This window comes from Marinoscillum sp. MHG1-6, assembly GCF_024714475.1.
Classification (GTDB): domain Bacteria; phylum Bacteroidota; class Bacteroidia; order Cytophagales; family Cyclobacteriaceae; genus JAMZMI01.
In genome coordinates this window covers 107,788-132,232 of the sequence record NZ_JAMZMI010000001.1, presented here as the reverse complement: position 1 = coordinate 132,232, position 24,445 = coordinate 107,788, and the positions used below count along the sequence as shown (strand labels likewise).

At 42.1% G+C, this 24,445-nt stretch carries 22 protein-coding genes and 2 tRNA genes; 14 read left to right on the top strand and 10 right to left on the bottom strand.

Annotated features, from left to right (window positions below; genetic code table 11):
• Nucleotides 1–16: 16 nt before the first annotated feature.
• The gene (gene dxs, locus NXR94_RS00575; RefSeq protein WP_258102606.1) at nucleotides 17–1,936 is read left to right on the top strand and encodes a 1-deoxy-D-xylulose-5-phosphate synthase; all 1,920 of its coding nucleotides are present in this window, start codon (nucleotides 17–19) and stop codon (nucleotides 1,934–1,936) included.
• Between the two features lie 178 nt (nucleotides 1,937–2,114).
• The gene (locus NXR94_RS00570; protein WP_258102605.1) at nucleotides 2,115–2,582 is read left to right on the top strand and encodes a hypothetical protein; all 468 of its coding nucleotides are present in this window, start codon (nucleotides 2,115–2,117) and stop codon (nucleotides 2,580–2,582) included.
• Here NXR94_RS00570 and NXR94_RS00565 read toward each other — a convergent pair.
• Genes NXR94_RS00565 through NXR94_RS00555 form a run of 3 tightly spaced genes read right to left on the bottom strand, consistent with a single transcriptional unit; the run spans nucleotide 2,545 to nucleotide 5,686 of the window.
• Complete coding sequence (locus tag NXR94_RS00565; protein ID WP_258102604.1) at nucleotides 2,545–3,888, bottom strand: NAD(P)/FAD-dependent oxidoreductase; 1,344 nt, start codon at nucleotides 3,886–3,888, stop codon at nucleotides 2,545–2,547. The two genes, NXR94_RS00570 and NXR94_RS00565, sit on opposite strands and share 38 nt — an antisense overlap.
• Nucleotides 3,888–5,156: a kynureninase gene (gene kynU, locus NXR94_RS00560; RefSeq protein WP_258102603.1), complete on the bottom strand. Its 1,269-nt coding sequence runs from the start codon at nucleotides 5,154–5,156 to the stop codon at nucleotides 3,888–3,890. The genes NXR94_RS00565 and kynU overlap by 1 nt, the downstream gene beginning before the upstream one ends.
• Nucleotides 5,156–5,686 (bottom strand): 3-hydroxyanthranilate 3,4-dioxygenase, encoded by a 531-nt coding sequence (locus NXR94_RS00555; RefSeq protein WP_258102602.1) that lies wholly within the window; start codon nucleotides 5,684–5,686, stop codon nucleotides 5,156–5,158. Before NXR94_RS00555 ends, kynU begins: the two co-directional genes overlap by 1 nt.
• A gap of 38 nt (nucleotides 5,687–5,724) precedes the next feature.
• Between NXR94_RS00555 and NXR94_RS00550 the strand changes: the two genes are divergently transcribed.
• On the top strand, nucleotides 5,725–6,498 hold the full coding sequence (locus NXR94_RS00550) for an SDR family oxidoreductase (protein WP_258102601.1): 774 nt from the start codon (nucleotides 5,725–5,727) through the stop codon (nucleotides 6,496–6,498).
• A gap of 75 nt (nucleotides 6,499–6,573) precedes the next feature.
• Here NXR94_RS00550 and NXR94_RS00545 read toward each other — a convergent pair whose 3' ends face one another.
• Nucleotides 6,574–7,314: a hypothetical protein gene (locus NXR94_RS00545; protein ID WP_258102600.1), complete on the bottom strand. Its 741-nt coding sequence runs from the start codon at nucleotides 7,312–7,314 to the stop codon at nucleotides 6,574–6,576.
• Between the two features lie 292 nt (nucleotides 7,315–7,606).
• On the opposite strand from NXR94_RS00545, the gene NXR94_RS00540 reads away from it, so the two are divergent.
• Together NXR94_RS00540 and NXR94_RS00535 are read left to right on the top strand one after the other, a co-directional pair.
• Nucleotides 7,607–8,509, top strand: a complete 903-nt coding sequence (locus NXR94_RS00540) for a hypothetical protein (RefSeq protein ID WP_258102599.1) — start codon at nucleotides 7,607–7,609, stop codon at nucleotides 8,507–8,509.
• Between the two features lie 20 nt (nucleotides 8,510–8,529).
• On the top strand, nucleotides 8,530–9,780 hold the full coding sequence (locus tag NXR94_RS00535) for a dipeptidase (RefSeq protein ID WP_258102598.1): 1,251 nt from the start codon (nucleotides 8,530–8,532) through the stop codon (nucleotides 9,778–9,780).
• Nucleotide 9,781: 1 nt separating this feature from the next.
• On the opposite strand, the gene NXR94_RS00530 is transcribed toward NXR94_RS00535, so the two are convergent.
• Nucleotides 9,782–10,396: a carboxypeptidase-like regulatory domain-containing protein gene (locus NXR94_RS00530; RefSeq protein ID WP_258102597.1), complete on the bottom strand. Its 615-nt coding sequence runs from the start codon at nucleotides 10,394–10,396 to the stop codon at nucleotides 9,782–9,784.
• Nucleotides 10,397–10,475: 79 nt separating this feature from the next.
• Here NXR94_RS00530 and NXR94_RS00525 point away from each other — a divergent pair, with 79 nt between their 5' ends.
• The 3 genes from NXR94_RS00525 to pruA are packed head-to-tail and all read left to right on the top strand — an operon-like array spanning nucleotide 10,476 to nucleotide 13,228.
• Complete coding sequence (locus NXR94_RS00525; RefSeq protein WP_258102596.1) at nucleotides 10,476–10,859, top strand: metalloregulator ArsR/SmtB family transcription factor; 384 nt, start codon at nucleotides 10,476–10,478, stop codon at nucleotides 10,857–10,859.
• The gene (locus NXR94_RS00520) at nucleotides 10,856–11,548 is read left to right on the top strand and encodes a YjjG family noncanonical pyrimidine nucleotidase (RefSeq protein ID WP_258102595.1); all 693 of its coding nucleotides are present in this window, start codon (nucleotides 10,856–10,858) and stop codon (nucleotides 11,546–11,548) included. Before NXR94_RS00525 ends, NXR94_RS00520 begins: the two co-directional genes overlap by 4 nt.
• A gap of 48 nt (nucleotides 11,549–11,596) precedes the next feature.
• Complete coding sequence (pruA, locus tag NXR94_RS00515) at nucleotides 11,597–13,228, top strand: L-glutamate gamma-semialdehyde dehydrogenase (protein ID WP_258102594.1); 1,632 nt, start codon at nucleotides 11,597–11,599, stop codon at nucleotides 13,226–13,228.
• Nucleotides 13,229–13,908: 680 nt separating this feature from the next.
• Here pruA and NXR94_RS00510 read toward each other — a convergent pair.
• A tRNA-Asn gene (locus NXR94_RS00510) sits at nucleotides 13,909–13,982 on the bottom strand.
• A 254-nt stretch (nucleotides 13,983–14,236) separates the two neighbouring features.
• On the opposite strand from NXR94_RS00510, the gene NXR94_RS00505 reads away from it, so the two are divergent.
• The 4 genes from NXR94_RS00505 (at nucleotide 14,237) to NXR94_RS00490 (ending at nucleotide 18,382) form a co-directional block, all read left to right on the top strand.
• Nucleotides 14,237–14,665: an Hsp20/alpha crystallin family protein gene (locus NXR94_RS00505; RefSeq protein WP_258102593.1), complete on the top strand. Its 429-nt coding sequence runs from the start codon at nucleotides 14,237–14,239 to the stop codon at nucleotides 14,663–14,665.
• A 151-nt stretch (nucleotides 14,666–14,816) separates the two neighbouring features.
• Nucleotides 14,817–16,298: a Do family serine endopeptidase gene (locus tag NXR94_RS00500; protein WP_258102592.1), complete on the top strand. Its 1,482-nt coding sequence runs from the start codon at nucleotides 14,817–14,819 to the stop codon at nucleotides 16,296–16,298.
• Between the two features lie 102 nt (nucleotides 16,299–16,400).
• Nucleotides 16,401–17,948, top strand: coding sequence for an aldehyde dehydrogenase family protein (locus NXR94_RS00495; RefSeq protein ID WP_258102591.1), 1,548 nt, complete (start codon nucleotides 16,401–16,403; stop codon nucleotides 17,946–17,948).
• Entirely contained in the window at nucleotides 17,945–18,382 is a 438-nt protein-coding gene (locus NXR94_RS00490; RefSeq protein WP_258102590.1) for a 3-oxoacyl-ACP synthase, read from the top strand. Before NXR94_RS00495 ends, NXR94_RS00490 begins: the two co-directional genes overlap by 4 nt.
• On the opposite strand, the gene NXR94_RS00485 is transcribed toward NXR94_RS00490, so the two are convergent.
• Nucleotides 18,379–18,879, bottom strand: coding sequence for a uridine kinase (locus NXR94_RS00485; protein ID WP_258102589.1), 501 nt, complete (start codon nucleotides 18,877–18,879; stop codon nucleotides 18,379–18,381). The genes NXR94_RS00490 and NXR94_RS00485 overlap by 4 nt on opposite strands.
• 75 nt (nucleotides 18,880–18,954) lie before the next feature.
• The gene (locus NXR94_RS00480; protein WP_258102588.1) at nucleotides 18,955–20,691 is read right to left on the bottom strand and encodes an ABC transporter ATP-binding protein; all 1,737 of its coding nucleotides are present in this window, start codon (nucleotides 20,689–20,691) and stop codon (nucleotides 18,955–18,957) included.
• A gap of 177 nt (nucleotides 20,692–20,868) precedes the next feature.
• On the opposite strand from NXR94_RS00480, the gene NXR94_RS00475 reads away from it, so the two are divergent.
• Nucleotides 20,869–23,154, top strand: coding sequence for a TonB-dependent receptor (locus NXR94_RS00475; protein WP_258102587.1), 2,286 nt, complete (start codon nucleotides 20,869–20,871; stop codon nucleotides 23,152–23,154).
• Here NXR94_RS00475 and NXR94_RS00470 read toward each other — a convergent pair.
• Nucleotides 23,151–23,663 (bottom strand): hypothetical protein, encoded by a 513-nt coding sequence (locus NXR94_RS00470; RefSeq protein WP_258102586.1) that lies wholly within the window; start codon nucleotides 23,661–23,663, stop codon nucleotides 23,151–23,153. The genes NXR94_RS00475 and NXR94_RS00470 overlap by 4 nt on opposite strands.
• 202 nt (nucleotides 23,664–23,865) lie before the next feature.
• Between NXR94_RS00470 and NXR94_RS00465 the strand changes: the two genes are divergently transcribed.
• A tRNA-Ala gene (locus NXR94_RS00465) sits at nucleotides 23,866–23,939 on the top strand.
• Nucleotides 23,940–23,970: 31 nt separating this feature from the next.
• Here the strand turns inward: NXR94_RS00465 and NXR94_RS00460 are convergent.
• Nucleotides 23,971–24,426 (bottom strand): hypothetical protein, encoded by a 456-nt coding sequence (locus NXR94_RS00460; protein WP_258102585.1) that lies wholly within the window; start codon nucleotides 24,424–24,426, stop codon nucleotides 23,971–23,973.
• Nucleotides 24,427–24,445: the final 19 nt, after the last annotated feature.

Below are 24,445 nucleotides of genomic sequence, written 5' to 3'. Positions count from 1 at the left end.
GTCCTTTTCATTGATCATGAAAATCCAACAAGGAGAACTACTATCTAAAATTAATTCCCCAGCAGACTTGAAGAAGTTGGAGGAGAGTCAATTAGCTCAGCTTTGCGAAGAGTTGAGGGATTATATCATTGATCATGTTTCGATTTATGGAGGTCATTTCGGCGCCAGTCTCGGTGTTGTTGAGCTTACTGCCGCGATTCATTACGTTTTCAATACGCCTCAGGATCAGGTGGTGTGGGATGTTGGGCATCAGGCCTATGGCCACAAGATTTTAACAGGCAGAAAGGAGCGTTTCCATACCAACAGGTTTTATGGAGGGATTTCAGGTTTCCCAAAGAGGTCAGAAAGTGAGTATGATGCATTTGGAGTAGGTCATTCGTCGACCTCTATTTCGGCGGCACTTGGGATGGCCTTTGCTTCCGAAATAAATGAAGAAAAGGATCGACATCATATTGCGGTAATTGGTGATGGGGCCATGACAGGTGGTCAGGCATTTGAGGCAATGAATCATGCAGGTGATTCTAACAAGAATTTGTTGATTATTCTGAATGACAACTGCATGTCGATTGATCCCAATGTGGGAGCGCTTAAAGATTATCTGACGGATATCACGACATCTCAGACTTTCAATAAGTTTAGAGATGATATGTGGAAGATTTTGGGTAAGATCAGCAAGTTTGGACCCAATGCACGGGAAATTGCGGCTAATGTAGAAACAAGCATCAAGTCGTTTCTTTTGACTCAAAGTAATCTTTTTGAGTCTCTAAACTTAAGATATTTCGGTCCTGTTGATGGTCATGACGTGAATCACCTTGTTCACATATTGAATGACCTGAAGAAAATACCAGGTCCAAAAATCCTTCATTGTGTGACCATGAAGGGTAAGGGCTTCAAACCAGCGGAGGAAAATCAAACCAAGTGGCACGCCCCGGGCAAGTTTGATAAGATCACAGGAGAGATCCATAAAAAAGTGCCGGATCAGCCACAACCTCCCAAATACCAGGATGTATTTGGTCATACACTAGTGGAGCTGGCGAAGCAAAACGACAAAATAGTTGGGGTGACCCCTGCTATGCCTTCTGGTTCGTCCATGAATATCATGATGAAAGAAATGCCTGACAGGGCCTTTGATGTAGGTATAGCTGAGCAGCATGCTGTAACTTTTTCAGCAGGGATGGCGACACAGGGATTGATTCCATTTTGTAATATATATAGCACCTTTATGCAGCGTGCTTATGATCAGGTAGTTCATGATGTTTGTATTCAGAAATTACCAGTTGTTTTTTGTCTTGATAGGGCAGGACTAGCAGGTGCTGATGGTCCGACGCACCATGGAGCTTATGATATTTCCTACATGAGGTGTTTGCCTCACATGGTAGTTGCAGCTCCCATGAATGAATCTGAGCTCAGGAATTTGATGTACACTGCTTCTGAGCATCGAGATGGACCATTTACGATTCGATATCCACGTGGAACTGGTGTGATGCCGGAATGGAAAACACCTTTTGAAAAAATTGCAGTAGGAAAAGGCAGAAGGCTGGTGGCAGGTGATGAATTGGCGATCCTAACCATTGGTCATATAGGCAACTATGCTACGGAAGCTGTTGCTCTGCTGAATGATGAGGATATTTCTGTGTCACATTACGATATGAGGTTCGCCAAACCTTTGGATGAGGCCCTGCTTAAGGAAGTATTTGAAAATCATTCTAAGGTCATCACTGTAGAGGATGGAACGATAGTGGGTGGCTTCGGTTCTGCCGTGCTTGAATTCATGGCGGAAAATAATTTTCATGCTAACGTGATACGTCTTGGAATACCGGATAGAATCGTTGAGCACGGTGAACAGCCAGAACTCCATAAGGAATGTGGGTATGACGCCCAGGCCATTTATGACACGGCCCTTAAGTTGCTCGAGAAAGAGAACGCCCTGATATAATTATTCAAACTTTTTGGTCGGATTGACAGTTTTAGTGAGACTATTCCATTGTTATTGACATAGAATAGATCAAAAAAATATTGTTATAGTACAATAAATGGGTTACCTATTTCATTATTATGGTATACATAACTGTAATTAATTAACGGTTCCTTATTTATATTTAATTCAAGAACAAATGGATACTAATATTGGACTCATGAAATCACAAGCCGAACTCCTGTTTGAAGAATACAAAAAAGTGAGAAATATTGATTTGAGTTTGGATCAATTTACCTACCTCCTAAACCTTTACCCATCTTTGATTGTATGCATGAGTGATGGCGTACTGGACAAAGAGGAATGGGATGGCGTAAACAAATTGGCTAAAGGTCTTACCTTGAATTTTTGTGATGACCTAACACCAGATGAGTCGGATAGAATGGAGCAACGCTTTAAGAATGAATTTCTGTACCTTCTTGAGAATATCGAGAAATGGAAAAAGAAATTCTTAAACGCGCTAAAAAGTCATATCGAGGATAGCGAAATGGATAAAGAATTCGTTTTGGAATCCATGTATTTGTTTGCCAATGCAGCGGATGGCATCTCTGATGTAGAGCAGGATGCTATTAATGAGCTTGCTGATAGGCTAGCACTAAATCATTAAAGTAGTCAATGACTGGTTTCAGATCTATATTTTCCGGATCTGAAATATCCTCAAGAGTGTCTAAAGCCTTTTGTTGTAGCCTTCCAATGTTTAGGCATTGGCTATAAGGTAGATCTGAGAAGGTCACCATCGAATAAAGAGGTAGCCAGGTCACGGGAAATTCCTGTTGTAACCTGGCTTCTACCTTTTTACGATTTAAAAAGGTTTGGCTGGCTACCTTATCACGCATTTCAATGAAGTTTGTGAGAGCCAGAGTCGAAATGGCATCAGTATCAGCTTTTCTTGACTCATGGAATGTTTCCAAAACAGCCTCCCAGTCAAACTTATAGGCTTCCAGTGCTTTAATTAGCAGACGACAATCTTCGAATCCGGCATTCATACCCTGACCGTAGAATGGAACAATGGCATGCGCAGCGTCACCAATGATCATGCTATTGTTTTTAGACCAGCACTCTGTTTCGACAATGTGCAGGTTAGAGGTAGGGTTTCTGTGAAATTGCTCAATTAAGTTTGGAGCAATTTTATAGACATCAGGAAAGTTCGTTTTAAAGAACTCGTCTATTCTTTCGTCTGTATCAAGCTGTGCAAACGACCTTTTTCCTTCCAGGGAAAGGAAGAGTGTGCAGGTAAATGTTTTATCCGGGTTTGGCAAGGCAATGAGCATAAACTCTCCTCTTGGCCAAATGTGTAGATAGTTGGGCTCGAATACGAATTCATCGTTTTCGGGCACAAGATTCAATTCTTTGTATCCATAGCCCAGGCTTGTGACCTTCGACTTGAACGACTGGTCTAGTTCATATGCTTTTCGCAGAGAAGAAAAGGCCCCATCTGCACCAATCAAAATGTCTGAACTTTCGACATGCTCTTGTCCTTCGTAGCTGATCAGTACGCGATTACAGGAAGTATCAACCTGAACGCATTTATGATTGAAGAAGAACTCTACACCGGCTTTTTCAGCCTCATCACAAAGTATCCGGTTTAGTTTGGCTCTTGAGATGGAGTTAATCGCCTGACCTTCCTTGCCATATGCTTGAAAATTCAGTTCTCCCTGAAGATCATGCATCATACGGCCTTCCATAGGAATGAGGTCGTGTCTTACGCTATCGAATACCCCGGCTTCTTTCAAGGCATGGATACCACGATGGCTTAGAGCGAGGTTGATAGACCTACCCTCGTGAATGAGCGTTTTGCGCGGGTCGCTTCTTTTTTCGAATACCTTAACTGAGTAGCCTTTTTGAGTAAGCATTAAACTCAGTAATGATCCTACGGGTCCTCCGCCGAGGATATTTATCGTCTCTCTTCTCATTAGCACGCAAAAATACCCCTCAGTATCGAATAAAAGTCCCAAACATCCTCAAATCTGTTATAAAGAGGTGTTGGAGCCACTCGAATAACGTTGGGTTCCCTCCAGTCAAGTATAACACCTTTTTCAATTAACTGTTCGAATATCTCCTTTCCATCCTGAGTTAGAAAGATTGATAACTGACAGCCTCTTTGCTCCGGATCGGTCGGGGTAAGGATTTTAATTCTCTCCGAAACAACAGGGTCTGACTTCAACAGAAACTCCAGAAACCCAGTCAATTGAAGGCTTTTGTCCCTCAATTTTTGAATTCCTGCTCTGGCAAATACATCTAACGAAGCCCTGTGAGCGGCCATGCTCAGGATATTCATATTACTAAGCATCCAGGCATCTGCTCCTAAGGCCGGCTTAAAATGATTGTTCATTTCGAACCGGGTCTTAGGCTCATGTCCCCACCACCCTGTCAGTTTAGGGAAGTTTGGATCTGCGCTGTGTTTTTCGTGAACAAAGATCCCTGAAACCGATCCAGGGCCTGAATTCAGATACTTGTAGGTGCACCAAACCGCGAAATCCACGTCATCTTCATGCAGGTTCATCGGTATATTTCCAATAGCATGTGCATGATCAAATCCTGCAAAGGCACCCACTGAGTGAGCAGCTTCGCTGATCGCTTTCAAATCAAAGGATTGGCCGGTATAATATTGAATGCCCGGTAGCAGTACCAGCGAGAGAGAGTCTCCTGCCTCTTTTATAGCCTGAACGATTTCCTCTGTGGTATATAATTCGCCTTGTCTTGGCTTAAGACAAATCAGGTTTTCGTCTGGATCCACTCCCATGCGACGCATATGGGATTCAGCTGCATAGTGATCTGATGGAAACGCCCCACCCTCAATAAGAATCTTCCTGCGCACACCATTCGGTTGATAGAACGAAGCCAGCATCAGATGAAGATTGGTGGTGAGGTTATTCATACTTACCACCTCTGTGGTCTTGGCTCCGACCAATGCTGCTAGGGTTTCTTTAGTGTGCTCATGGTAGCTTACCCAGGGGTGTGATCCACTGAAGTGGCCTTCAACAGCGTTTTCTTGCCACGATTTTAGTTCTTTCTCCAGATAATCTCTGGTATTTTTTGGTTGTAGTCCCAGTGAATTCCCACATAGGTAAATGGCATCTCGTCCATTTCTTTGTGGAAAATGGAATTCATGTCTAAAGGACCGAAGTTCATCATTCCGATCCAATGCCTTCGCAAAATCCAGATCCCCTTTGTATTGCATTAGTTTGTAAACCTTTTATCGGCTTCCATCGTTTTTCCGCAGTTGGAGCAGGTTCTCAGTTCTTCTGATGAATAGAATTCTTTAAATCGGGGAAGAAAATCTTTCTCAATATTGGTGAGGTGAAAATAGGTGTCATGCAACTTTTCATTGCATTCATCACAGTACCACTGTAATCCATCTTCATGCTCTTCCAACCGCTTCCGCTCAATCACCAATCCAACAGAATGGGCAGGTCGAATGGGGCTATGTGGGATTTTGGCTGGGAGCAAGAACATTTCTCCTTCCTTGATATTGATATCTACCGCCTTGCCTTCTTCTTGTATTTTCACAACTATATCACCTTCCAATTGATAAAAAAGTTCCTCCGTCTCGTTGTAGTGATAGTCTTTTCTTGCATTGGGACCACCTACTATCATCACAATGTAATCTCCGGCATCAGCATAAAGATTTTTGTTGCCTACTGGGGGTTTTAGCAGGTCTCTGTTATCTTCTATCCACTTTTGAAGATTGAAAGGTCTTTTTACAGGCATAGCATTATATTTTTGTTCTCTTCGTTAACCAATTTAATATGAAAATCGATCTGCATGGCCATCACGCGGTGGTATGTGGTAGTTCTCAGGGCATAGGTGCCGGGATTGCTACAGAACTTGCGCGGGCCGGGGCCAAAGTTACGGTAGTTGCCAGAAATGAATCCAGGCTTAAGGAATTATTAGAAGAGCTTCATGGGGATCACCATGAGATGATTGTGGCCGATTTTACCAATACGGTTGACGTAGTTGATTTGGTGAAATATATCCAGTCGAAGACTCCTGATATACTGGTTAATAATACAGGGGGGCCTGCTCCGGGGCCCATCACAGAGGCCAGGGTTTCCGATTTTGAAAAAGCACTGAATATGCACTTATTGACCAGCCATCAACTGGTTCAGGCATGTCTTCCGGGAATGAAACAGGCGGAGTATGGAAGAATCATTAATGTAATATCTACAAGTGTGAAGATTCCAATCAATGGACTCGGGGTGAGCAATACCACAAGGCATGCCATGGCCGGTTGGTCTAAAACACTGTCTAATGAACTGGCGCCATTTGGAATTACGGTCAACAATATTTTACCCGGATTCATACAAACAGACCGGTTGTCCTCCCTTATTGAAAAACTAGCGCAAGATAATAAGGTCCCGCACGATGATATGTCTGATCAGATGAGGGCAACAGTGCCTGCAGGAAGATTTGGACGACCGGAAGAGATAGGCTATTTAGCAGCTTTTTTATGCTCAGGTTTTGGAGCTTATATCAATGGTGTCAGTGTTCCTGTTGATGGAGGGAAGACAGGTACGATTTAAGGTTCTTCTATATTAACCAAAAAGGCCCGACAGTTGGTTGACTATCGGGCCTCAGGGTTAGGTTGGCAATTAAACTTATGCTGAAGCGCCTTCTCCGGCTCTGAGTTTAGCGATTTTGAATGATTTCCTTTGCTTGTGTCCGCAATAGCCACAAACGTAGTATTTCATCAATTCGCCCTCTTCTACTTCGCTTGCCTCTTGAATAATTTCTTCTCTTTCTACTTTCAATGTTTGGTAGTTACACTCATCACACTGAAGCGCATGAAGTCTACCGTTGTATTTCTCAATTTTAGTAAAGCCAGAGATTTCGTCAATCCATACGTCATAATCAACTGAAAACGCATTTTCCTCAGCCTGCATACCTTCGTCAAGGTAAACATCCTCCTCTTCTTCACTCAAAAGCTTCATTTTTCTTCCATCAGGGGAAAGACGAGGAGAATATCTAAGCTTTTTTAAACGCTTCTCAATAAAGAAAGGATAGTAGAACTTTAGTACATTCTGAACAACCACGCCAATAATCATGGCCATCATACCAGAAACGAATATTCTAACGAAAAACCATAACCAGGTTGTTTCCGTCACTACGGTATTAATATATAATGCTATGCCTGATAAAACCAGTACAAAACCATACCAAAGCAGATTAATCTCATGCATGTTGATATAGTCGTATCGTGTTTTGAAATCTTTAGTGAACAACAATTTTAGATAGTGTCCAAGGAGGATTAACACACCTACACCCATGAGAGCATAAGCGAGTAACTGGCCATACATGTTCCAGGTGCTTAGTAGGCTTGGTGAAATTGCTTCAGTCATATCAGATTTTTGATTAAGCGGATTAACCGACGATTTAATTTTTTTTTACAATTTGACCCAAATATCGGGAAATCTAAAAAGTGATTGTAAAATATTAAAAAATAAATTCTTAGTCAATAAATAAATGTTCTACTACAGTGAATGCTGTACTTTCCATTACAATGTTGAAAGTACTAAGAATCAATTTAATATCTTGTAGTTGTGTTTTAATTTTTTAAACCATAATGAGGTTAGCAGTTTGCCCAGACCCCTGTTCTTTTTTAATCGCCGTTAACTTTATAATTTCGTTTGTATGAATCGTCAGCAATTAGTTCTGGTTTTCCTTGTGCTGCTCATCGTTATGGTGGGTTGTAGTAAAGGCGGTGAAAATGGTCCTTCCGGACCGGTTGCCAACATTGATTTGGTATCAGGGGGCTCCTCATTTGGGGCGCTGGACAGTGTTACCCTTTTGATCAACATTCAGGCAAGAAGCGGGTTGGAAAGTGGAGAATTGGCAGTTAACGTCAATAATAGCCGTGTAGAGACGCTCATGGAATACGCTACTGATAGCACATTCGAGGGCATCAGCGAAGAATTTACTTTTGCTATTAATCCGGATTATGCAGGTAAAAATATTGCGATAAGCCTTTTTATTACGGACTTGACCGGACTTACAGCAGATGATACATTGGCTTTAAGTATTGTTGAATCTGCGATTAACGTGGTTTATCAGGATACTTTGGGCTCCTTTGGGGGGCTTACTTACGGAAGCTTTTATGATGTGGTGGATGACAGTACCTATTTCAAAGGAAACCTAAGCTCCACGGAGATGAAGTTCAGGGTCGATTTGGTGTATTTCAATACCAAAGAAATGGGGCATGTACTGGCAGCACCATCCAATATTACTGCGGAAGTTGCATGGGGTGATGCCGTCGCTGGTCAGAGTTGGCCGCTAAACGGTGTTGAAAATGAAACAGTGCTTTATGATTTGGGGACAGAGCTTGATTTCGATGGTATAGCCACAGCTACTCAAATTGATGGATTGGTTCCGGGCTCTGTAGCTGTTGATAGTGTTAAACAGTTATCAGCAGGCCATGTCATCGGTTACGAGTTAGCATCCAACAGGGGTGTATATAAAGGCCTGATCAGGGTAAATCATGTTTCGGGAAGTGAATCCGGGGCCACATTATCCTTTGATCTAAAATCTCCAAAATAGATTTCAATTAAATATTTATTATGAAAATTTTTCCAGTGAGCGCAATTGCGCTACTCATTGTATTCTTGGGATGTTCTGGCCCTAAGAAGAAAGAGCAGTCTGCATCTACCGAACCTACAGATGAAGAATTAATGCAAAAGGCTGATGAATTGGCTCATCTGTTCATTATTGCAGATGGTCATGTGGATCTGCCGTACAGAATGAAAAAGGCCGGTTTTATTCTTAAGAAGGAGGTGATGGATGTGACCGTGGAGACCACAGGGAATTTTGATTATATAAAGGCAAAAAAGGGAGGACTGGATGCTCCGTTCATGTCTATTTATATTCCGGCTTCCTATCAAAAGACCGGGATGGCCAAGTCATTTGCTGATTCACTGATTGAAATGTTATCGAAAATTCCGGCGGCTTTTCCGGAGAAGTTTGCTCTGGCAAAAAGCCCAGCGGACATTGTGAAAAATTTTGAGGCTGGGGTCATCTCTTTGCCGTTGGGTATGGAGAATGGGGCGCCTATTATGGATGATGTAGATAATGTAGACTACTTTTTCGATCGTGGTATCCGCTATATTACCCTGACCCACTCAAAGGATAATCAGATTTGTGACTCATCTTATGATACCACCTATATGTGGAACGGTCTCAGTCCTTTTGGAGAAGAGGTTGTTAAAAGGATGAATGAGGTCGGTATCATGGTAGACATATCACATGTGTCTGATAGCGCATTTTATGATGTGATGAAAATCACAAAAGCTCCGGTAATTGCTTCTCACTCCTCTTGCAGGCACTATACCCCAGGCTTTGAGAGAAACATGTCGGATGATATGATCAAAAAGCTTGGAGAGAATGGTGGAGTCATCCATATCAATTTTGGTTCGGAGTTCTTATCCAAAGAATCCCGCGACAAGTTTGATATGATGGAAGCGCATCTAATCAACTACAGAATGGAAAACGGCCTGGAGCTGACGGATTCAGCATATATAGATTACGCTTTTCAATATGCAATTGATCAGGATGTGTTTGCAGATGTGGAGATTGTGGCTGATCATATTGACAGAGTGGTAGAGTTGGCGGGGATTGATCATGTGGGCTTTGGTTCTGACTTTGATGGAGTGGGAAACAGCTTGCCTAATGGACTTAAGGATGTTTCCATGTATCCAAATATCATTTTTGAGCTTCTCAAGCGCGGTTACACTGAAGAAGACATAGAGAAAATTTGCTATTTGAATACCTTCCGGGTTTGGAATGAAGTAATAAAAGTCGCAGAAGATATCTAGGCTATTTGTCGGATCTCAACTGTCGAATGAATTTGGCCCATGCGAATGGGTTTCCAAAGTTATTGTATGGAGTTTGGTATTTGTAACTATTAGCCATGGCCTGACGCTCCATGACCTCACGGTAGTTAGAGCTGGCACTTGAAGGTAAATTTTTATAAGCTCGTGCCATATATTCGGCTGCCAGCCAGGCTTGCATGTTAGCGTAGTCTTCACTTTCGGGCAATTCAATGGTCAGGACGGCCTTCTTGAACATTGACTCTGTAGGATAAGGGAATATCTCTACCTCTTCAAGGAATTTGATATCCTCTTGCATGGTCAGGAGCAATTTTAAACTATGGTCAGCCTCATGATGAGGGATAACAAACGTGCTGGGTTTGAAGCCAACCGCACTAAACACAATGCTGTCGCCTTCGATGACGGGCATGGAGAAAAAACCATAAGGGTTGGAAGTGGTTCCTCTCCCCGTTTTCGGAACATAAACATGGACTCCCGGAATAACTGCGGCGCTATCCGGGGTGAAGACAACACCGGTAAACTGAATTATTTTTGGCTTATCCTGAGACTGAGCATTGAAAAAGCAGAAGAAAATAATGGAAAGTGCTAAAAGTAGTCGCAATTGCTAGTGAGTTTCGCTCGGTTTTTGAATACTTCAACGTGAAAAGTATAACTTTTGTCAAAAGTAACCAGAAAAAATTATGAGGTTAAAGAATTTCTCCCTCACCTATGGAACCCAAATTTTTAAATGTTTCGGAGAAGAGGCAAGGGTTCGGATCATTCATTTGTTATATCGAAATGATGAATTGTCCATTTCTGACCTGGAATCAATTTTAGATTTTACGCAAAGTAAAACCAGCAGACATATAAATTATTTGAAAAATTCGGGTCTGGTAAACGCCGAGAAAAAGGATCAATGGGTCATGTATAGTATCAAGGATGAAGTATATGATATGGTTGCCAGAATTTTTGACTTCCTGAATAAGGACGTTCAACTACAGAAGGACCAGGAAATTTATAACGTGATGAATTCCAATCGGGAGTTAGCGTCCAATAAGCTGCTCAGCAGAGACTATAGAAATTGAAAAACGTCAGACATATATTTTTTGATTTGGACCACACCTTGTGGGATCACGATTCCAACGCTCGAAAAGTGCTATCAGTAATGCATGAAAAGTTTGAGATAGGCTCGTTTACAGGCATGTCCAAAGAAAAGTTCATTGAAACCTATACGAAGGTGAATGATTCTTTGTGGGATCGCTATAATCAGGGACAGATTGAGCGAGAATATTTGAGAAAGGAGCGTTTTAGGATCGTTTTGAAAAAATGTGGGACAGAAGATGTGTCCCGGTCTGATGAAATGAGTGATTACTACATCAAACACTGCCCGCGGCAAAAAGGGCTTGTAGAAGATGCGGATATTATTCTGAATTATTTAAGTAAGAAATATAAGATGAGCCTCATTACTAATGGCTTTGAGGATATTCAGCAAGTGAAGGTAAAATCAACCGGACTGGACAGGTATTTTGAAAAAATGTACACTTCTGAAGCTGTAGGTGCGAAGAAGCCGGACCCAAAAATTTTTGAATACGCACTTACCGATCAGTCGCTGGAACCCCATGAGGTGGTAATGATCGGAGATAATTTAAAGACGGATATCAAAGGTGCTTTAGGAGTTAATATTACTCCAATTTTTTTCAATCCTTTAGGAGTGGTTAAATCGGATTGTGAATGGCAGATATCACGTTTACAGGAACTGATGAAAATACTCTAGCCTGCTCTTATTTGTTACCTTTGCAATGAAATCAAAATTGATTGAATTATGCCCAAAGGAACATTTTACATTCCCCAACCTATCAATGAACCTGTAAAATCATATGCACCGGGAACTCCCGAAAGAACGGAGCTGAAGGAGATGCTAAAAGAGCTACGAGAGAAGGAGTTGGATCTTCCGATGTATATCGGTTCAGAGGAAGTCAGAACAGGGAATAAAGTGAAAATGTCCCCGCCTCATGATCATCAGCATGTGCTTGGGTATTTTCACGAAGGCGATGCCGGTCATGTGAAAATGGCTGTTGACGCTGCTCTTGATGCCAGAGGCAAATGGGCGACATTGTCTTGGGAACAAAGAGCCAGTATCTTTTTAAAAGCTGCTGATTTGATAGCCGGACCCTATAGGGCAAAAATTAATGCAGCCACGATGTTGGCGCAATCAAAAAATCCGTTTCAGGCTGAGATTGATGCAGCGTGTGAGTTTATTGATTTCCTTAGATTCAATGCATATTTCATGCAGCAGATCTATAATGATCAGCCAAATTCTGCTTCGGGCATCTGGAATCGTCTGGAGTATCGGCCACTGGAAGGTTTTGTGTTTGCGATTACCCCTTTCAACTTTACCTCGATAGCGGGTAATCTTCCTGCGGCTCCAGCACTTATGGGAAATGTGGCCATTTGGAAACCTGCCTATTCACAAGTTTATTCAGCGCAGGTGATTATGGAGGTTTTCAAAGAAGCTGGTCTTCCTGATGGTGTGATCAATATTATCTATGTGGATGGTCCGGTTGCGGGTGATGTTATTTTCAAGCATCCTGATTTTGCCGGGCTGCATTTTACAGGAAGTACGGCGGTATTCAAATCATTGTGGAAGACCATCGGACAAAATATTGACCAGTACAAAGCGTACCCGAGAATTGTAGGGGAAACAGGAGGGAAAGATTTCGTGGTTGCACATCCATCAGCAAATGCTAAACAAGTGGCAACTGGTTTGGTTAGAGGAGCTTTTGAATTTCAAGGTCAGAAATGTAGTGCGGCATCTCGAGCGTATATTCCGGCAAGTCTCTGGGAAGAAGTCAGAAAATATATGATTGATGATTTGAAGGACATCAAAATGGGAAGCCCTGAAGACTTTTCTAACTTTTTCAATGCAGTCATAGATAAGAGAGCATACGATAAAATCAAATCTTACATTGAGCAGGCGTCTAAGGATGGAGATGCAGAAGTGATATTCGGTGGAAATTGTGATGATTCAGTAGGCTATTTCATTGAACCTACTTTAATTGAAACCAAGGATCCGAAGTACACGACGATGTGTGAGGAGATTTTTGGTCCTGTGCTAACGGTCTATGTCTATGAAGATTCCAGGTTCGAGGAAACGCTGGATATTGTAGATAGTACTTCCCCTTATGCACTGACCGGAGCCATATTTTCTACTGATCGCTATGCAATAGATCTTGCTGCCAAAAAGTTGCAAAATGCTGCGGGTAACTTTTACATTAATGATAAGCCTACCGGAGCGGTTGTGGGACAGCAGCCATTTGGTGGAGCGAGAGGATCAGGTACTAATGACAAAGCTGGCGCCGCGATGAACTTACTCAGATGGGTGAGTGCGCGTACCATCAAGGAAACGTTCGTTCCCCCTACGGATTATAAATATCCGTTTTTAGCGGCCGAATGATAAGAAAGTATTTGTGTGGTTATTTTTCTTCTTTTTTTGCGGACCACACTCTTTCCATGATGATAAAGACCACTACCAGTCCTATTCCGATCCATGTAAGAGCCATATTCATGCTGGATTTCTTTATATAAATATAAGACATTGATTTTCAATATCCTACAAAGTGACCGGTATCTATTATGATTAATAGAAGGCGGAATCAATCACTGGAATTGGCAAAATACAAAAAACAATACTCCGAGGCAATCGGTTACAAATATTACTCGTTATTCATGGCTAATCAGGAATTATTTGGGTTTGAATCGGGTAGTTGTTTTGTCCTACAAAGGGGAACACCCTTTTAAGCCTCGAAAGGAGTGTTGGTGTTTTTGCTATGGTTTGCTGAATTTTTTTTAGGGGTCCGATTAGGGCGGGCGGCTAGCCCACGAACCGGATCAATCGGAAAATCTGTGGGGTACTTGAAAAAAAGCAGAAAGCCTCTAAAGACTTTTGTCAACTCTGTCTCTGATCTCTGCGCTGAGAGAAAGGAAGGGACTTCTAACCTCACAATGTGGCTTTTTATAAAGAACAATCGTCCCACAGAGCATTGCTTGATCCCTAGAAGGTGTTCGAGCCCTGAATTCTTAAACGGCTGTAAATAAAAAACCTGACCATTATTTTGATCAGGTTTCATTTTTCAGCTCCTCCTCTTGGGCTCGAACCAAGGACCCTCTGATTAACAGTCAGATGCTCTAACCAGCTGAGCTAAGGAGGAATTTTCACTTCATTTCTGCAACGTGCTGCAAAAAGGATTGCAAACTTAAATGTCTGTTAAGACATCTGCAAAGGCTTTCTATTAAAAATTTTACAGTCAAATAAAATCAGTCAAAAAACGACATAATGACATTAAAATTGATTGTTTTTTGCCAAAAACAGACATAATGACATTTAATTATTGAAATATTGGAGCTGGTACAGATTTCGTTTAAGGCAGAGTGTATTTGATGTTAAACAAAAATTTTAAAAGCCATGACACTTATAAAGTATAACCAAAATGCGAAACCTGCTACATTCGGAAGCTTTGTAGACAGATTTTTCAACGATGACCTATTTGGTTCTAAATGGAACTCAAATTTCTCTCCTAAAGTAGATATCGCCGAAACAGAAAAGGCATTTGAAATTCAATTCCACGTGCCTGGAATGAAAAAGGATGATATCAACATTGATATTAGTGACGATAGACTTACTGTATCAGGAGAGCGTAAATTCAGTAATGAAAAAAATGATAAGAATTTCCACACTGTAGAAAGTCACTATGGATCATTTAGCAGATCTTTTTATCTGCCTGATAATGTCAATGTGGAAAAAGTAGAGGCCTCTTACAAGGACGGCGTGCTAACTGTGGAAATTCCTAAGGATGCGAAAAAGGAAACAAGAAAAACTGTTAGCATCAAGTAACAATGCGTTGTATCAATAGACTAGGGCGAGAAATTCTCGCCCTTTTTGTTAATTACTGTTAAACCTGATAAGATTTCATGTTGGTGCGGGATTTGCATACAACAATCAGGTATGAACATCAGTATAATAGGTATTGAAAGATTTTGACGTTATGAATAGAAAGACATTTTTAGCGATGGTACTCTCATCGTTTCTAGGGGGAGCCATCGCAATCGGGGGATATAGCTTAATTAAGGAAGATGCTCAGCCGAACATTGTGCCGGCAGGAAATAGCACTCAGAGTCCACTGAGCTTTACCAATTATGTATTTGATTCGGCGGACTTTATCGTTCCGGAGGGGTTGAACTTTGTTTACGCGGCTAAATCAGCGACGCCAGCAGTGGTGCACATTCAAACAACCTATTCTTCTACTGGAAATGGGTTTTCCCGCAATCCAATGGAAGATTTCTTTAAAGAATATTTTGGTGACCGCTATCCTAGACCAGAGGAGGGTCATGGGGCAGGTTCCGGGGTGATTTTTACCTCTGACGGATACATAGCTACGAATAATCATGTCGTTGAAGGAGCATCCAAAATTGAAGTATTGTTGAATGACAATAGAAGTTTTGAGGCTAGCCTCGTAGGTACTGATCCTGATACAGATCTGGCCCTGCTAAAAATTGAAGGCGACAATCTGCCAACGATCAAGTTTGGGAGTTCAGACAATATTCAGGTGGGTGAATGGGTATTAGCCATAGGGAACCCATATGAGTTTACCAGTACCGTGACGGCAGGGATCGTAAGTGCAAAATCCAGAAATGTAAGAATGCCTGTCAATGCAAATTCGAGATACCGGATTGAGGCATTTATCCAAACAGATGCGGCGGTAAACCCTGGTAACAGTGGTGGGGCCTTAGTAAACCTGAATGGAGAGCTCGTCGGAATCAATACGCTCATTGCTTCTCCAACCGGAAGTTTTACTGGGTATTCTTTTGCAGTTCCTTCAACCCTGGTGAAAAAAGTAATTTTTGATTTAAAAGATTTTGGAGCAGTTCAACGTCCATTATTAGGCATTAGTATAGAAGATATGAGCGCGGCCATTGCTAAAGAAAATGATCTGGATGTGCTTAAGGGAGTTTATATCGGTGGTGTTGGAGCGAACTCAGCTGCCGACGATGCCGGGCTTGATGTTGGGGACGTGATCATCGCGATAGATGGAAAACCAGTTGGAAATGTAGCCCAGTTGCAAGAGCAGGTGGCCTTAAATCGTCCCGGAGATGAAATTGAGGTGACGTTCATTCGAAAAGGTAAAACCAGAACTACTATAGCTACTTTGAAGAATACGAACAATACCACTCAAATAGTGGAGGCACAGAAAACCTATGATGTGGAAGGGTTGAAGGTGGAGCCGGTTTCTGATACAATGAAAAAGGAGCTGAATATTGAGTCAGGAGTTCAACTGAAATCAATTGAAAATAAAAAGTGGTCAGATGCCAATATCAAAGAAGGTTTTATCGTGACTAAAATCGATAGAAAACCGATTAAAACCCCGGATGATCTGTATGCCTCTCTTCGAAGCGCAAAAGGACAGGGGATACTCATTGAGGGCATTTACCCCAATGGAGAAAAATCTTATTATGGAATAGGTTGGTAAGTTGTTTTTCATACATAGTTGGTAGCCCCCGTTTGTCAAAAATGGGGGCCTTTTTTGTTGGCGCAATGCCTAAATTTGATTCACCAAATAAAACAGCTGGTTATGCAAAACACCCCTGAAATTTCTAAAATTCTTCAACGGCTTGAAATCGATGTTACAAACCCGGGCGCGGCCATTGGCGGGCAATGGATAAAGAACTCGGGACCTATAATTGAAAGTCGATCTCCTGTAGACGGTGAGCTCATAGCTTCTGTATCAGAAGTGGCGGACGAGCAGTATGATCAATTGGTATCAGGAGCACAGGAAGCCTTTAAGGAATGGAGAAGAGTGCCAGCTCCCAAGCGAGGAGAATTTGTACGGCAGGTAGGACTGGAACTAAGAAAGGTAAAGGATGATCTGGGCACCCTTGTTTCTTATGAGATGGGAAAATCCCTTCAGGAGGGTTTAGGTGAAGTTCAGGAGATGATCGATATCTGTGACTTTGCAGTAGGTCTTTCAAGGCAACTCTATGGTTTGTCCATGCATTCCGAGCGGCCTGCACATAGAATGTATGAGCAATGGCATCCGATAGGCATTGTAGGGATTATCTCAGCCTTTAATTTCCCCGTGGCCGTCTGGTCCTGGAATGCAGCACTTGCATGGGTATGTGGTGATGTATGCATTTGGAAACCGTCTGAAAAGACCCCTCTAACGGCCATAGCCTGTCAAAAAGTTGTGCAGCGTGTAATGCAGCAAAATGATGTTCCGGATGGAGTGAGCTGCCTGGTAATTGGTGAGGCCGTAGTCGGTAAGAAAATGGCGGAGGATGCCAGAATCCCATTGATATCCGCTACGGGTTCAACACGCATGGGTAAATCAGTTGGTGAAACTGTTGGAGCTCGTTTGGGTAAAACTATTCTTGAGCTAGGGGGAAACAATGCAATTATTATCACTGAAAATGCAGATTTGAGTATTGCCATTCCTGGTGCGGTGTTTGGTGCAGTCGGAACTGCCGGTCAGCGATGCACTTCCACCCGAAGGCTGATTATTCATGAGTCAATTTTTGAAGATTTTAAGAATCTTCTGGTTAAAGCCTATGCTCAATTGAGAATAGGAACACCTTTAGATCAAAAAAATCATGTGGGGCCATTGATTGATCAGGATGCGGTAAAGTCCTACCAGCACGCTCTTCAGCTGATTGCGGATCAGGGAGGGAAAGAAGTAGTAGCCGGTGGTGTACTCTCTGGTGCGGGTTACGAGTCAGGTTGTTATGTGAAGCCTGGCATTTTCGAAGTATCCAATGAGATGGAGGTGGTACAGACCGAGACGTTTGCGCCTATCCTTTATTTGATCAAATATTCCGAACTGGAGGAGGCGATCGCCATTCAAAATGGCGTCCCGCAAGGGCTCTCATCCGCCATCATGACGACCAATATGCGGGAATCCGAAATGTTCCTTTCACAGGAAGGATCTGATTGTGGAATCGCGAATGTCAATATTGGAACTTCGGGTGCTGAAATAGGTGGCGCCTTTGGAGGAGAAAAAGAGACCGGAGGAGGACGGGAATCTGGCTCCGATGCCTGGAAAGCATATATGCGAAGACAGACTAATACTATTAATTATTCACAGGAATTGCCGCTAGCACAGGGAATTAAATTTGATTTAGGATGATGGAAGTAGCAGGAGAAAAGGGGCTTCTTATGAAGCGTTGTGAGGAGATATTGAATGAGCGCATTGATAAAGCGAAACAGGAAATTCAATCTTATTCTGAGCAGTCCGGAGAGGAGACTAAAAGCAGTGCGGGGGATAAATATGAGACCACTCGAGCGATGTTGAATCTGGAAAAGGAAAAGATTGCCATGCAACTTGACGAATCCCTGAAATTAAAAAGGGCTCTGGATCAATTGAAGGGTGGCAAGCTGTTGAAAACGAATAAGGGCAATTTTTTCATTTCCGTGGGAATCGGGTCTTTCAGCCTGGAAGGTGAGAATTATTTTGCCATTTCGCCTGTAGCTCCTATCGGAAAGCTGCTATCAACGGCAAAAGTAGGAGACTCTGTTGCATTTGGGCCCAACACCTATCAGGTACTGGAAGTAGTGGACTAAGCCATTAATGTTTCGAGCAGTTTTTTCACATCGATAGGCTGACTACCATCAAGGAAAATATATTCTTCTTTATTGCCCTTAGTCTTGCCGTATTTATTGTAGCTTCTCCATACATGCCTGGCATACCATCCTGGTTCCTCAGTCCATCGCTTGTCAGCTGATTTTCTGTTTTGGAAGGTGTTTTCATCGATTTCCAAAAATAGTTTTTTGTCATACAAGCTTCTGATGGATGCGGGATAGAAACTGAATAGTCCCTCGACAATGACAACATCCGCGGTGGATTTTTCAACTTTTGAAATGAGGGAATCCCATTTGACAGTGTTAGGTCGTTCCCAGTCCGGGACGCCTTCGATCTTTGTGAGTGCGTGCTTCGGTTTTACAAAATCATCCTGACAGAAAACCTCAACACTTTTCTTCATTTTTTTCAGGGCTTTTGTCATGTTTTCCGCAAGAGTGGTTTTACCTGCCCTGCTGATGCCCCCTATTCCTATTAGCATAACCTAAAACTAATTCACAAATTCAAAACTATAAAGCCCTTGCCATGCATTAAATGTTGTGTGTCAGTCAATTATTTAGATTCTGGCCTGATAGGTGTATAGATCATAATACCTGCCTTGCTTTAAGATGAGTTCGTCATGAGTACCTTTTTCTGCAATTCTACCACCTTCGATTACCAGAATTTGGTCGGCTTTCTTGATGGTGCTGAGTCTGTGAGCAATGACAAAAGAAGTCCTTCCTCTCATGAGCCTTGATAAACTTTCCTGGATAAAACTCTCACTTTCGGTATCAAGATTGGAAGTTGCCTCATCAAGTATGAGAATGCGTGGATCTGCAAGTATTGCTCTGGCAATAGCGATGCGTTGTTTTTGCCCTCCTGAGAGCTTTACACCTCTTTCCCCTATTAGAGTATCCAAACCTTTTTCAAATCGGTCGGTAAACTCATCTACGTGAGCCGCTTTCACGGCGTCCTGTAGTTCGGTCTCGCTTGCATTGGGTCTGGGGAAAAGAATATTTTCCCGAATGGTGCCTTCAAATAAGAAATCATCCTGAAGTACCACTCCCAGCTGGCTTCTATAGCTTTCCAGGGAAATTTTGGATAAGTCCTCTCCATCTACCAGAATGGAACCTTTTGCTGGCGAAATAAAACTGGCCGCCAGGCTGGCGATGGTAGATTTTCCTGAACCTGAAGTCCCAACGAGTGCTGTGACCGACCCGGAAGGTGCTAAAAAAGAGATGTCATGAATAACATGCTTATTGTCTTCATAGGCAAAGCTGACATTGTTAAAATCTATATCTCCTTTGATTTGTGGTATTTGGATATTGCGAATCGCAGGATCTTCTTCCAGTTCGATATTCATTATTTCTTCCATTCTATCAAGTCCTGCAAAAGCTTCGGTAAGCTGGCTGCCAATATTGCTCATTTGTACGATTGGAGCGATCATGAAACCGAGGTAAAGGGTGAAAGACAGGAAGTCACCCAGCGTCATTTGATTATCAATAATCATATAACCACCTATACCCATAATTCCTGTGCTGGCCAGACCCAATAGAAAAGTGGCAGAGCTTGTAACCATACTTGTAGAAGTAAGACTCTTTTTGATGTTCAGAAAGAGTTTCTCAACTCCATTTTCAAATGTTGTAACCTCTTGTTGTTCGGCGTTGAAACCCTTGATCACCCGGATCCCATTAAGGGTTTCTGTCAGTCTTCCTGTTACTTCGGCATTGATCTTTCTCCTTTCCCTGAAGATCGGACGGATATAGCCAAAAGCTTTTATGGAGATGAAGCCGAATATTGAAACCGGGACTAATACATAAAGTGTCATCCAGGGGCTGATATTTATCAACAAAACCAAAGAAATGATAGCTGTGAGGGTCCCACCAAAGAGTTGTACCAACCCGGTTCCTACCAGGTTTCGGACCCCCTCCACATCCGACATGATCCTTGACACCAGCTCGCCTGACTTCGCATTATCAAAAAAGCGAACGGGCAGATAAATGATTTGCCTTTGTATTTTAACTCTTAGCTGAGAGATCAAATGTTGTGCCTCCACGCTCAATATCCGGGTGAGCAGGAAGGATGTGATTGCCTGGACTACAATAGCGCCAAGAACCACGACCAAAAGCAGCTTGAGCATTTCTAAATCACCGTTCGCCACCACGTCATCCATGAGATACTTACTGGCACCTGGCAATACCAAACTTGCCAAACGGCTTAAGATGATCAGTAATAACCCTACCGCAACTATTTTTCTTCTGGGCCAGATGATGGTTTTGAAGACATGTCCAATGGTGACTTTTGATTTACTCATGATATTATAGACGGATTGATATTATAGACGGATTGATCCCTAAAATATGCTATTCAACGACAAAATGTTTGACAGACTAACGAAGGGAGCTATTTAAGGTTTATCAATAATTAAATTTAGACTTGTCTAAAAAATTAATAAGTTATACTTTTGTAAAAATTTCGATAAATAAAATACATGCGACTTTTTATATCTGCTATTGCGCTACTTCTTTCTATCAACCTTCTAGGCCAGACCAGATCCGTTTCTGGTACTATTAAATCTCAAGGTGAAGCCTTACCCGGAGCAACCGTAAGGATACTTGGACAAGGGGGTGGCACAGTAACTGACCCCAATGGAAGATTTACCCTGGAAGGTATTGCTGAAGGCAATTATAAAGTGGAGGTAAGATCTATCGGACTAAAACCTCAGGTGATAGCTGTAAACCTGAAAGATCGTTCAGTGTCGAATCTGGCGATTGAGATGGAAGAGAGTGTTCTTAACATGGATGAGGTAGTAGTTACCGGAACGATGCAGCCAACCTTTGTTTCCCAATCTCCCATAAAAGTGGAGGTTATTACTTCACAGCATATCAATACTTATCTACCGGCGGCAGCCAGTGGATTGGTGGAAAGTGTTTCGCTGATCAATGGCGTACAGGAAGTTGTGGCCTGTGGTGTTTGTTTTACCAATAGCATTAGTATCAACGGGCTTCCAGGTCCCTATACAGCAGTTCTAATGGATGGAACCCCCATCTATGGGAATTTGGCTTCGGTATATGGGCTCAATGGTATTCCCAGTATGATTATTGATCGCTTCGAAGTGATCAAAGGTCCTAGCTCTACACTCTATGGCTCAGAAGCCGTGGCAGGGGTGATCAATATTATTACTAAAGATCCGAAGTCCCAGCCCACCTTTTCCATTGACGTGATGGGTACCTCTCATCTTGAGTCCTTTGGTAACCTTGCTTTTGCTCCCAAGTTCAAAAAAGTGAATGGTTTTGTGGGGTTGAATTATGCCTACATCAATGATTTTGACGACGTAAACGAAGATGGGTTTAGCGATATGGCTAGTTTAGATCGTTTATCCCTGTTCACGAAATGGTCTGTGGATCGCAAGAGTAATAAACCATTTTTTGTGTCTGCCAAGTTTTACTATGAGGATAGAAGGAATGGTGTTGAAGAATTTTTGGCGGACCGTAATTATAGGAGCCTGCGAGGAAGTGACCAAATTTATGGAGAGAGTATTTACACCCATAGAGCTGAAGTTTTTGGTAAGTATGGTTTGAACGGATTTGAAAATTCCTGGCTCAATTATTCATTCAGTGTTCACAGACAAGACAGTTATTACGGAAGTGATTACTACAAAGCCGAGCAGAACATTGGCTTTATCAATTGGGCCATCAATAAAAAGTTTGGCAATCATGATCTCCTTGGAGGGGCTACTTTAAGGTATCAGGATTATGACGATAATACCGTAGCTACGGAAGTAGATAAAGGTGGTGAAACAACCAACAAGCCTAACGAGCAATGGATCATGGGTGCATTCATTCAGGATGAGTGGAGTATCGGAAAGAAATGGACGGTGCTGACAGGTTTAAGGTCAGATCACTATGAAGAGCATGGCTTGATTCTGGCTCCAAGGGTTAATGTGAAATACAAACCTGGACAATGGACCACCTTGCGATCGAATTTTGGTACCGGATTTAGGGTCGTTAATTTGTTTACAGAGGATCATGCGTTTCTTTCAGGACAAAGGCAAGTGGTCATTACAGAAAGCCTTAAGCCAGAACGTTCGTACAACTGGTCGCTCAATGCCAATCATGTATATACCATTGGAGCAAGTCAGGGTAGTATTGACATAGATGGATATTTTACCTATTTCACGAATAAGATCATTCCAAATTATGATCAGCCAACTCAAATCATTTATGAGAACACGGATGGTCATGCGATTACTAAAGGAATAGGTGCGACGATCAATCAGGAATTTACTTTTCCATTGGCCTTCAACCTTTCGGTGAACTTGCAGGAGGCTACGGAAACAGAAAAATCTGACTCAGGAGAAAACGAGACTTTAGATATTGAATTTTCACCGGAATGGAGCGGTATTTTCACTGCCAATTATCGATTGAAAAAAGCGAAGACAACACTTTCATATACCTGGAAAATGACAGGACCCATGAGCTTGCCTGAGGTTTTTGATCTTGATAGTTCTGGAGAAATGATGACCACGGCAAGGCCAACGAAATCTTCCTCATTTGCTATTCATAATTTCCAGCTCAATAAGGTTTTGAATGGTGGTTTCGGTGTGTATTTGGGTGTACAGAACATTTTCAACTATATCCAGGAGTATTCTCCGCTTGTGGGTTACAATGACCCTAATGCAGCCCCTGGCTTTAGCTCGAACTTTGATACCTCGTATGCCTATGGACCAGTTCATGGAAGAGAGTTCTACCTGGGTATAAACTGGAAGATTGATTAATTCCCTGATGGAATTTCAGCCAAAGTGAAGGTGTTGTTAAATGTCTTACGAAGCTCCTCACTGTAGGTAATTGGGTCATTCTGTGAATACCATTTAAAGCCTTCTTTATAGGTGATGTCAATCTTGACTTCCCATAAAGAGGCATTTTTTTGACCTTGGATGGTACCGCTAAGTACCACAAGTGTATCTCTGAATGGGCAGAAGCAATATGATTTATAAATGATTCCAATATTCCCTAGCTGCTCATCACTGTAGAAAAAATGTTCGTTCCCTCCCGGTACTTCAATGAGAAAGTCCTCTGAATACTCGTCATCGGCAACCATTACATTATCCTCCTTTTCGTAGTGTCTGCTGAAAACAAGGTTATTCCCTTCAAATACATAAGGATAGGTATCCGCTATTAAGGCATTTTCATAATAGCTAAGCTCAAGTTTTGATGGGTTAACCTCATCTCTGCATGAGGAGAGCAGGGAGATGGCAATGACGATTATGACGAAGAACCTGTGCATAGGTGTTTGCTTTTTCTATTGACACGAATCAGGTGCTGATGGTTGTCATAAGCTTTCTAAAATTGGGTTATGCACTTTATTCAAAATTTCCACTAAATTCGCCCCTCTATAGGGGCAATAGCTCAGCTGGTCGGGTCGCGTAGATTAGAGTACCATGCTGGCAATTCCTATAAAACACAATGCCATTTTGTGTTTACAAAATGGGGCATTAGCTCAGCTGGCTAGAGCACCACGCTGGCAGCGTGGGGGTCATCGGTTCGAATCCGTTATGCTCCACCGAAAGCCAATCCGAAGGGATTGGCTTTTTTCATTTGAAGGACACCTCCTTCACAGGAATATCGAATTTATCACCAACTTCTCTTAAGGCGTTTTTTAAATTGATAGAGACTTTATCATTACTTCTGAACTCGAAGACCTCGTTACCTGTCGATAGTTCAAAATCGATTCTGTAGGATCCTAGATTAATTTTCCTGACTTCCTGCAAACCAAGAATTACCGTATTGCTGAAAAGGGTCTTTCTCATGATGACTTGATTATCTCTGATCTCAAATCTCGGAGTGATACTGGTATTAGAAAGGATGACCACAGCATAGAAGAGAAAAAAGAGATCCCCTGCTACAAAGAAAAGGCTTTCAAATAACCCTTCCTGATTAGTGAATTTGTTCCAACCCACATAGAGGTAAAAAGCGGAGATTCCACAAAAGATAATTCGAGCCCAGGTTGGATTCAGGACTCCGGTTTTTAATAAGACAATCTTATTCATTGGGTGAATGTTGAGATAA

Coding starts and splice junctions, on each gene's coding strand:
- dxs (WP_258102606.1), top strand. CDS start 17: ATGAAAATCCAACAAGGAGAACTACTATCTAAAATTAATTCCCCAGCA.
- NXR94_RS00570 (WP_258102605.1), top strand. CDS start 2,115: ATGGATACTAATATTGGACTCATGAAATCACAAGCCGAACTCCTGTTT.
- NXR94_RS00565 (WP_258102604.1), bottom strand. CDS start 3,888: ATGAGAAGAGAGACGATAAATATCCTCGGCGGAGGACCCGTAGGATCA.
- kynU (WP_258102603.1), bottom strand. CDS start 5,156: ATGCAATACAAAGGGGATCTGGATTTTGCGAAGGCATTGGATCGGAAT.
- NXR94_RS00555 (WP_258102602.1), bottom strand. CDS start 5,686: ATGCCTGTAAAAAGACCTTTCAATCTTCAAAAGTGGATAGAAGATAAC.
- NXR94_RS00550 (WP_258102601.1), top strand. CDS start 5,725: ATGAAAATCGATCTGCATGGCCATCACGCGGTGGTATGTGGTAGTTCT.
- NXR94_RS00545 (WP_258102600.1), bottom strand. CDS start 7,314: ATGACTGAAGCAATTTCACCAAGCCTACTAAGCACCTGGAACATGTAT.
- NXR94_RS00540 (WP_258102599.1), top strand. CDS start 7,607: ATGAATCGTCAGCAATTAGTTCTGGTTTTCCTTGTGCTGCTCATCGTT.
- NXR94_RS00535 (WP_258102598.1), top strand. CDS start 8,530: ATGAAAATTTTTCCAGTGAGCGCAATTGCGCTACTCATTGTATTCTTG.
- NXR94_RS00525 (WP_258102596.1), top strand. CDS start 10,476: ATGAGGTTAAAGAATTTCTCCCTCACCTATGGAACCCAAATTTTTAAA.
- pruA (WP_258102594.1), top strand. CDS start 11,597: ATGCCCAAAGGAACATTTTACATTCCCCAACCTATCAATGAACCTGTA.
- NXR94_RS00505 (WP_258102593.1), top strand. CDS start 14,237: ATGACACTTATAAAGTATAACCAAAATGCGAAACCTGCTACATTCGGA.
- NXR94_RS00500 (WP_258102592.1), top strand. CDS start 14,817: ATGAATAGAAAGACATTTTTAGCGATGGTACTCTCATCGTTTCTAGGG.
- NXR94_RS00495 (WP_258102591.1), top strand. CDS start 16,401: ATGCAAAACACCCCTGAAATTTCTAAAATTCTTCAACGGCTTGAAATC.
- NXR94_RS00490 (WP_258102590.1), top strand. CDS start 17,945: ATGATGGAAGTAGCAGGAGAAAAGGGGCTTCTTATGAAGCGTTGTGAG.
- NXR94_RS00485 (WP_258102589.1), bottom strand. CDS start 18,879: ATGCTAATAGGAATAGGGGGCATCAGCAGGGCAGGTAAAACCACTCTT.
- NXR94_RS00480 (WP_258102588.1), bottom strand. CDS start 20,691: ATGAGTAAATCAAAAGTCACCATTGGACATGTCTTCAAAACCATCATC.
- NXR94_RS00475 (WP_258102587.1), top strand. CDS start 20,869: ATGCGACTTTTTATATCTGCTATTGCGCTACTTCTTTCTATCAACCTT.
- NXR94_RS00470 (WP_258102586.1), bottom strand. CDS start 23,663: ATGCACAGGTTCTTCGTCATAATCGTCATTGCCATCTCCCTGCTCTCC.
- NXR94_RS00460 (WP_258102585.1), bottom strand. CDS start 24,426: ATGAATAAGATTGTCTTATTAAAAACCGGAGTCCTGAATCCAACCTGG.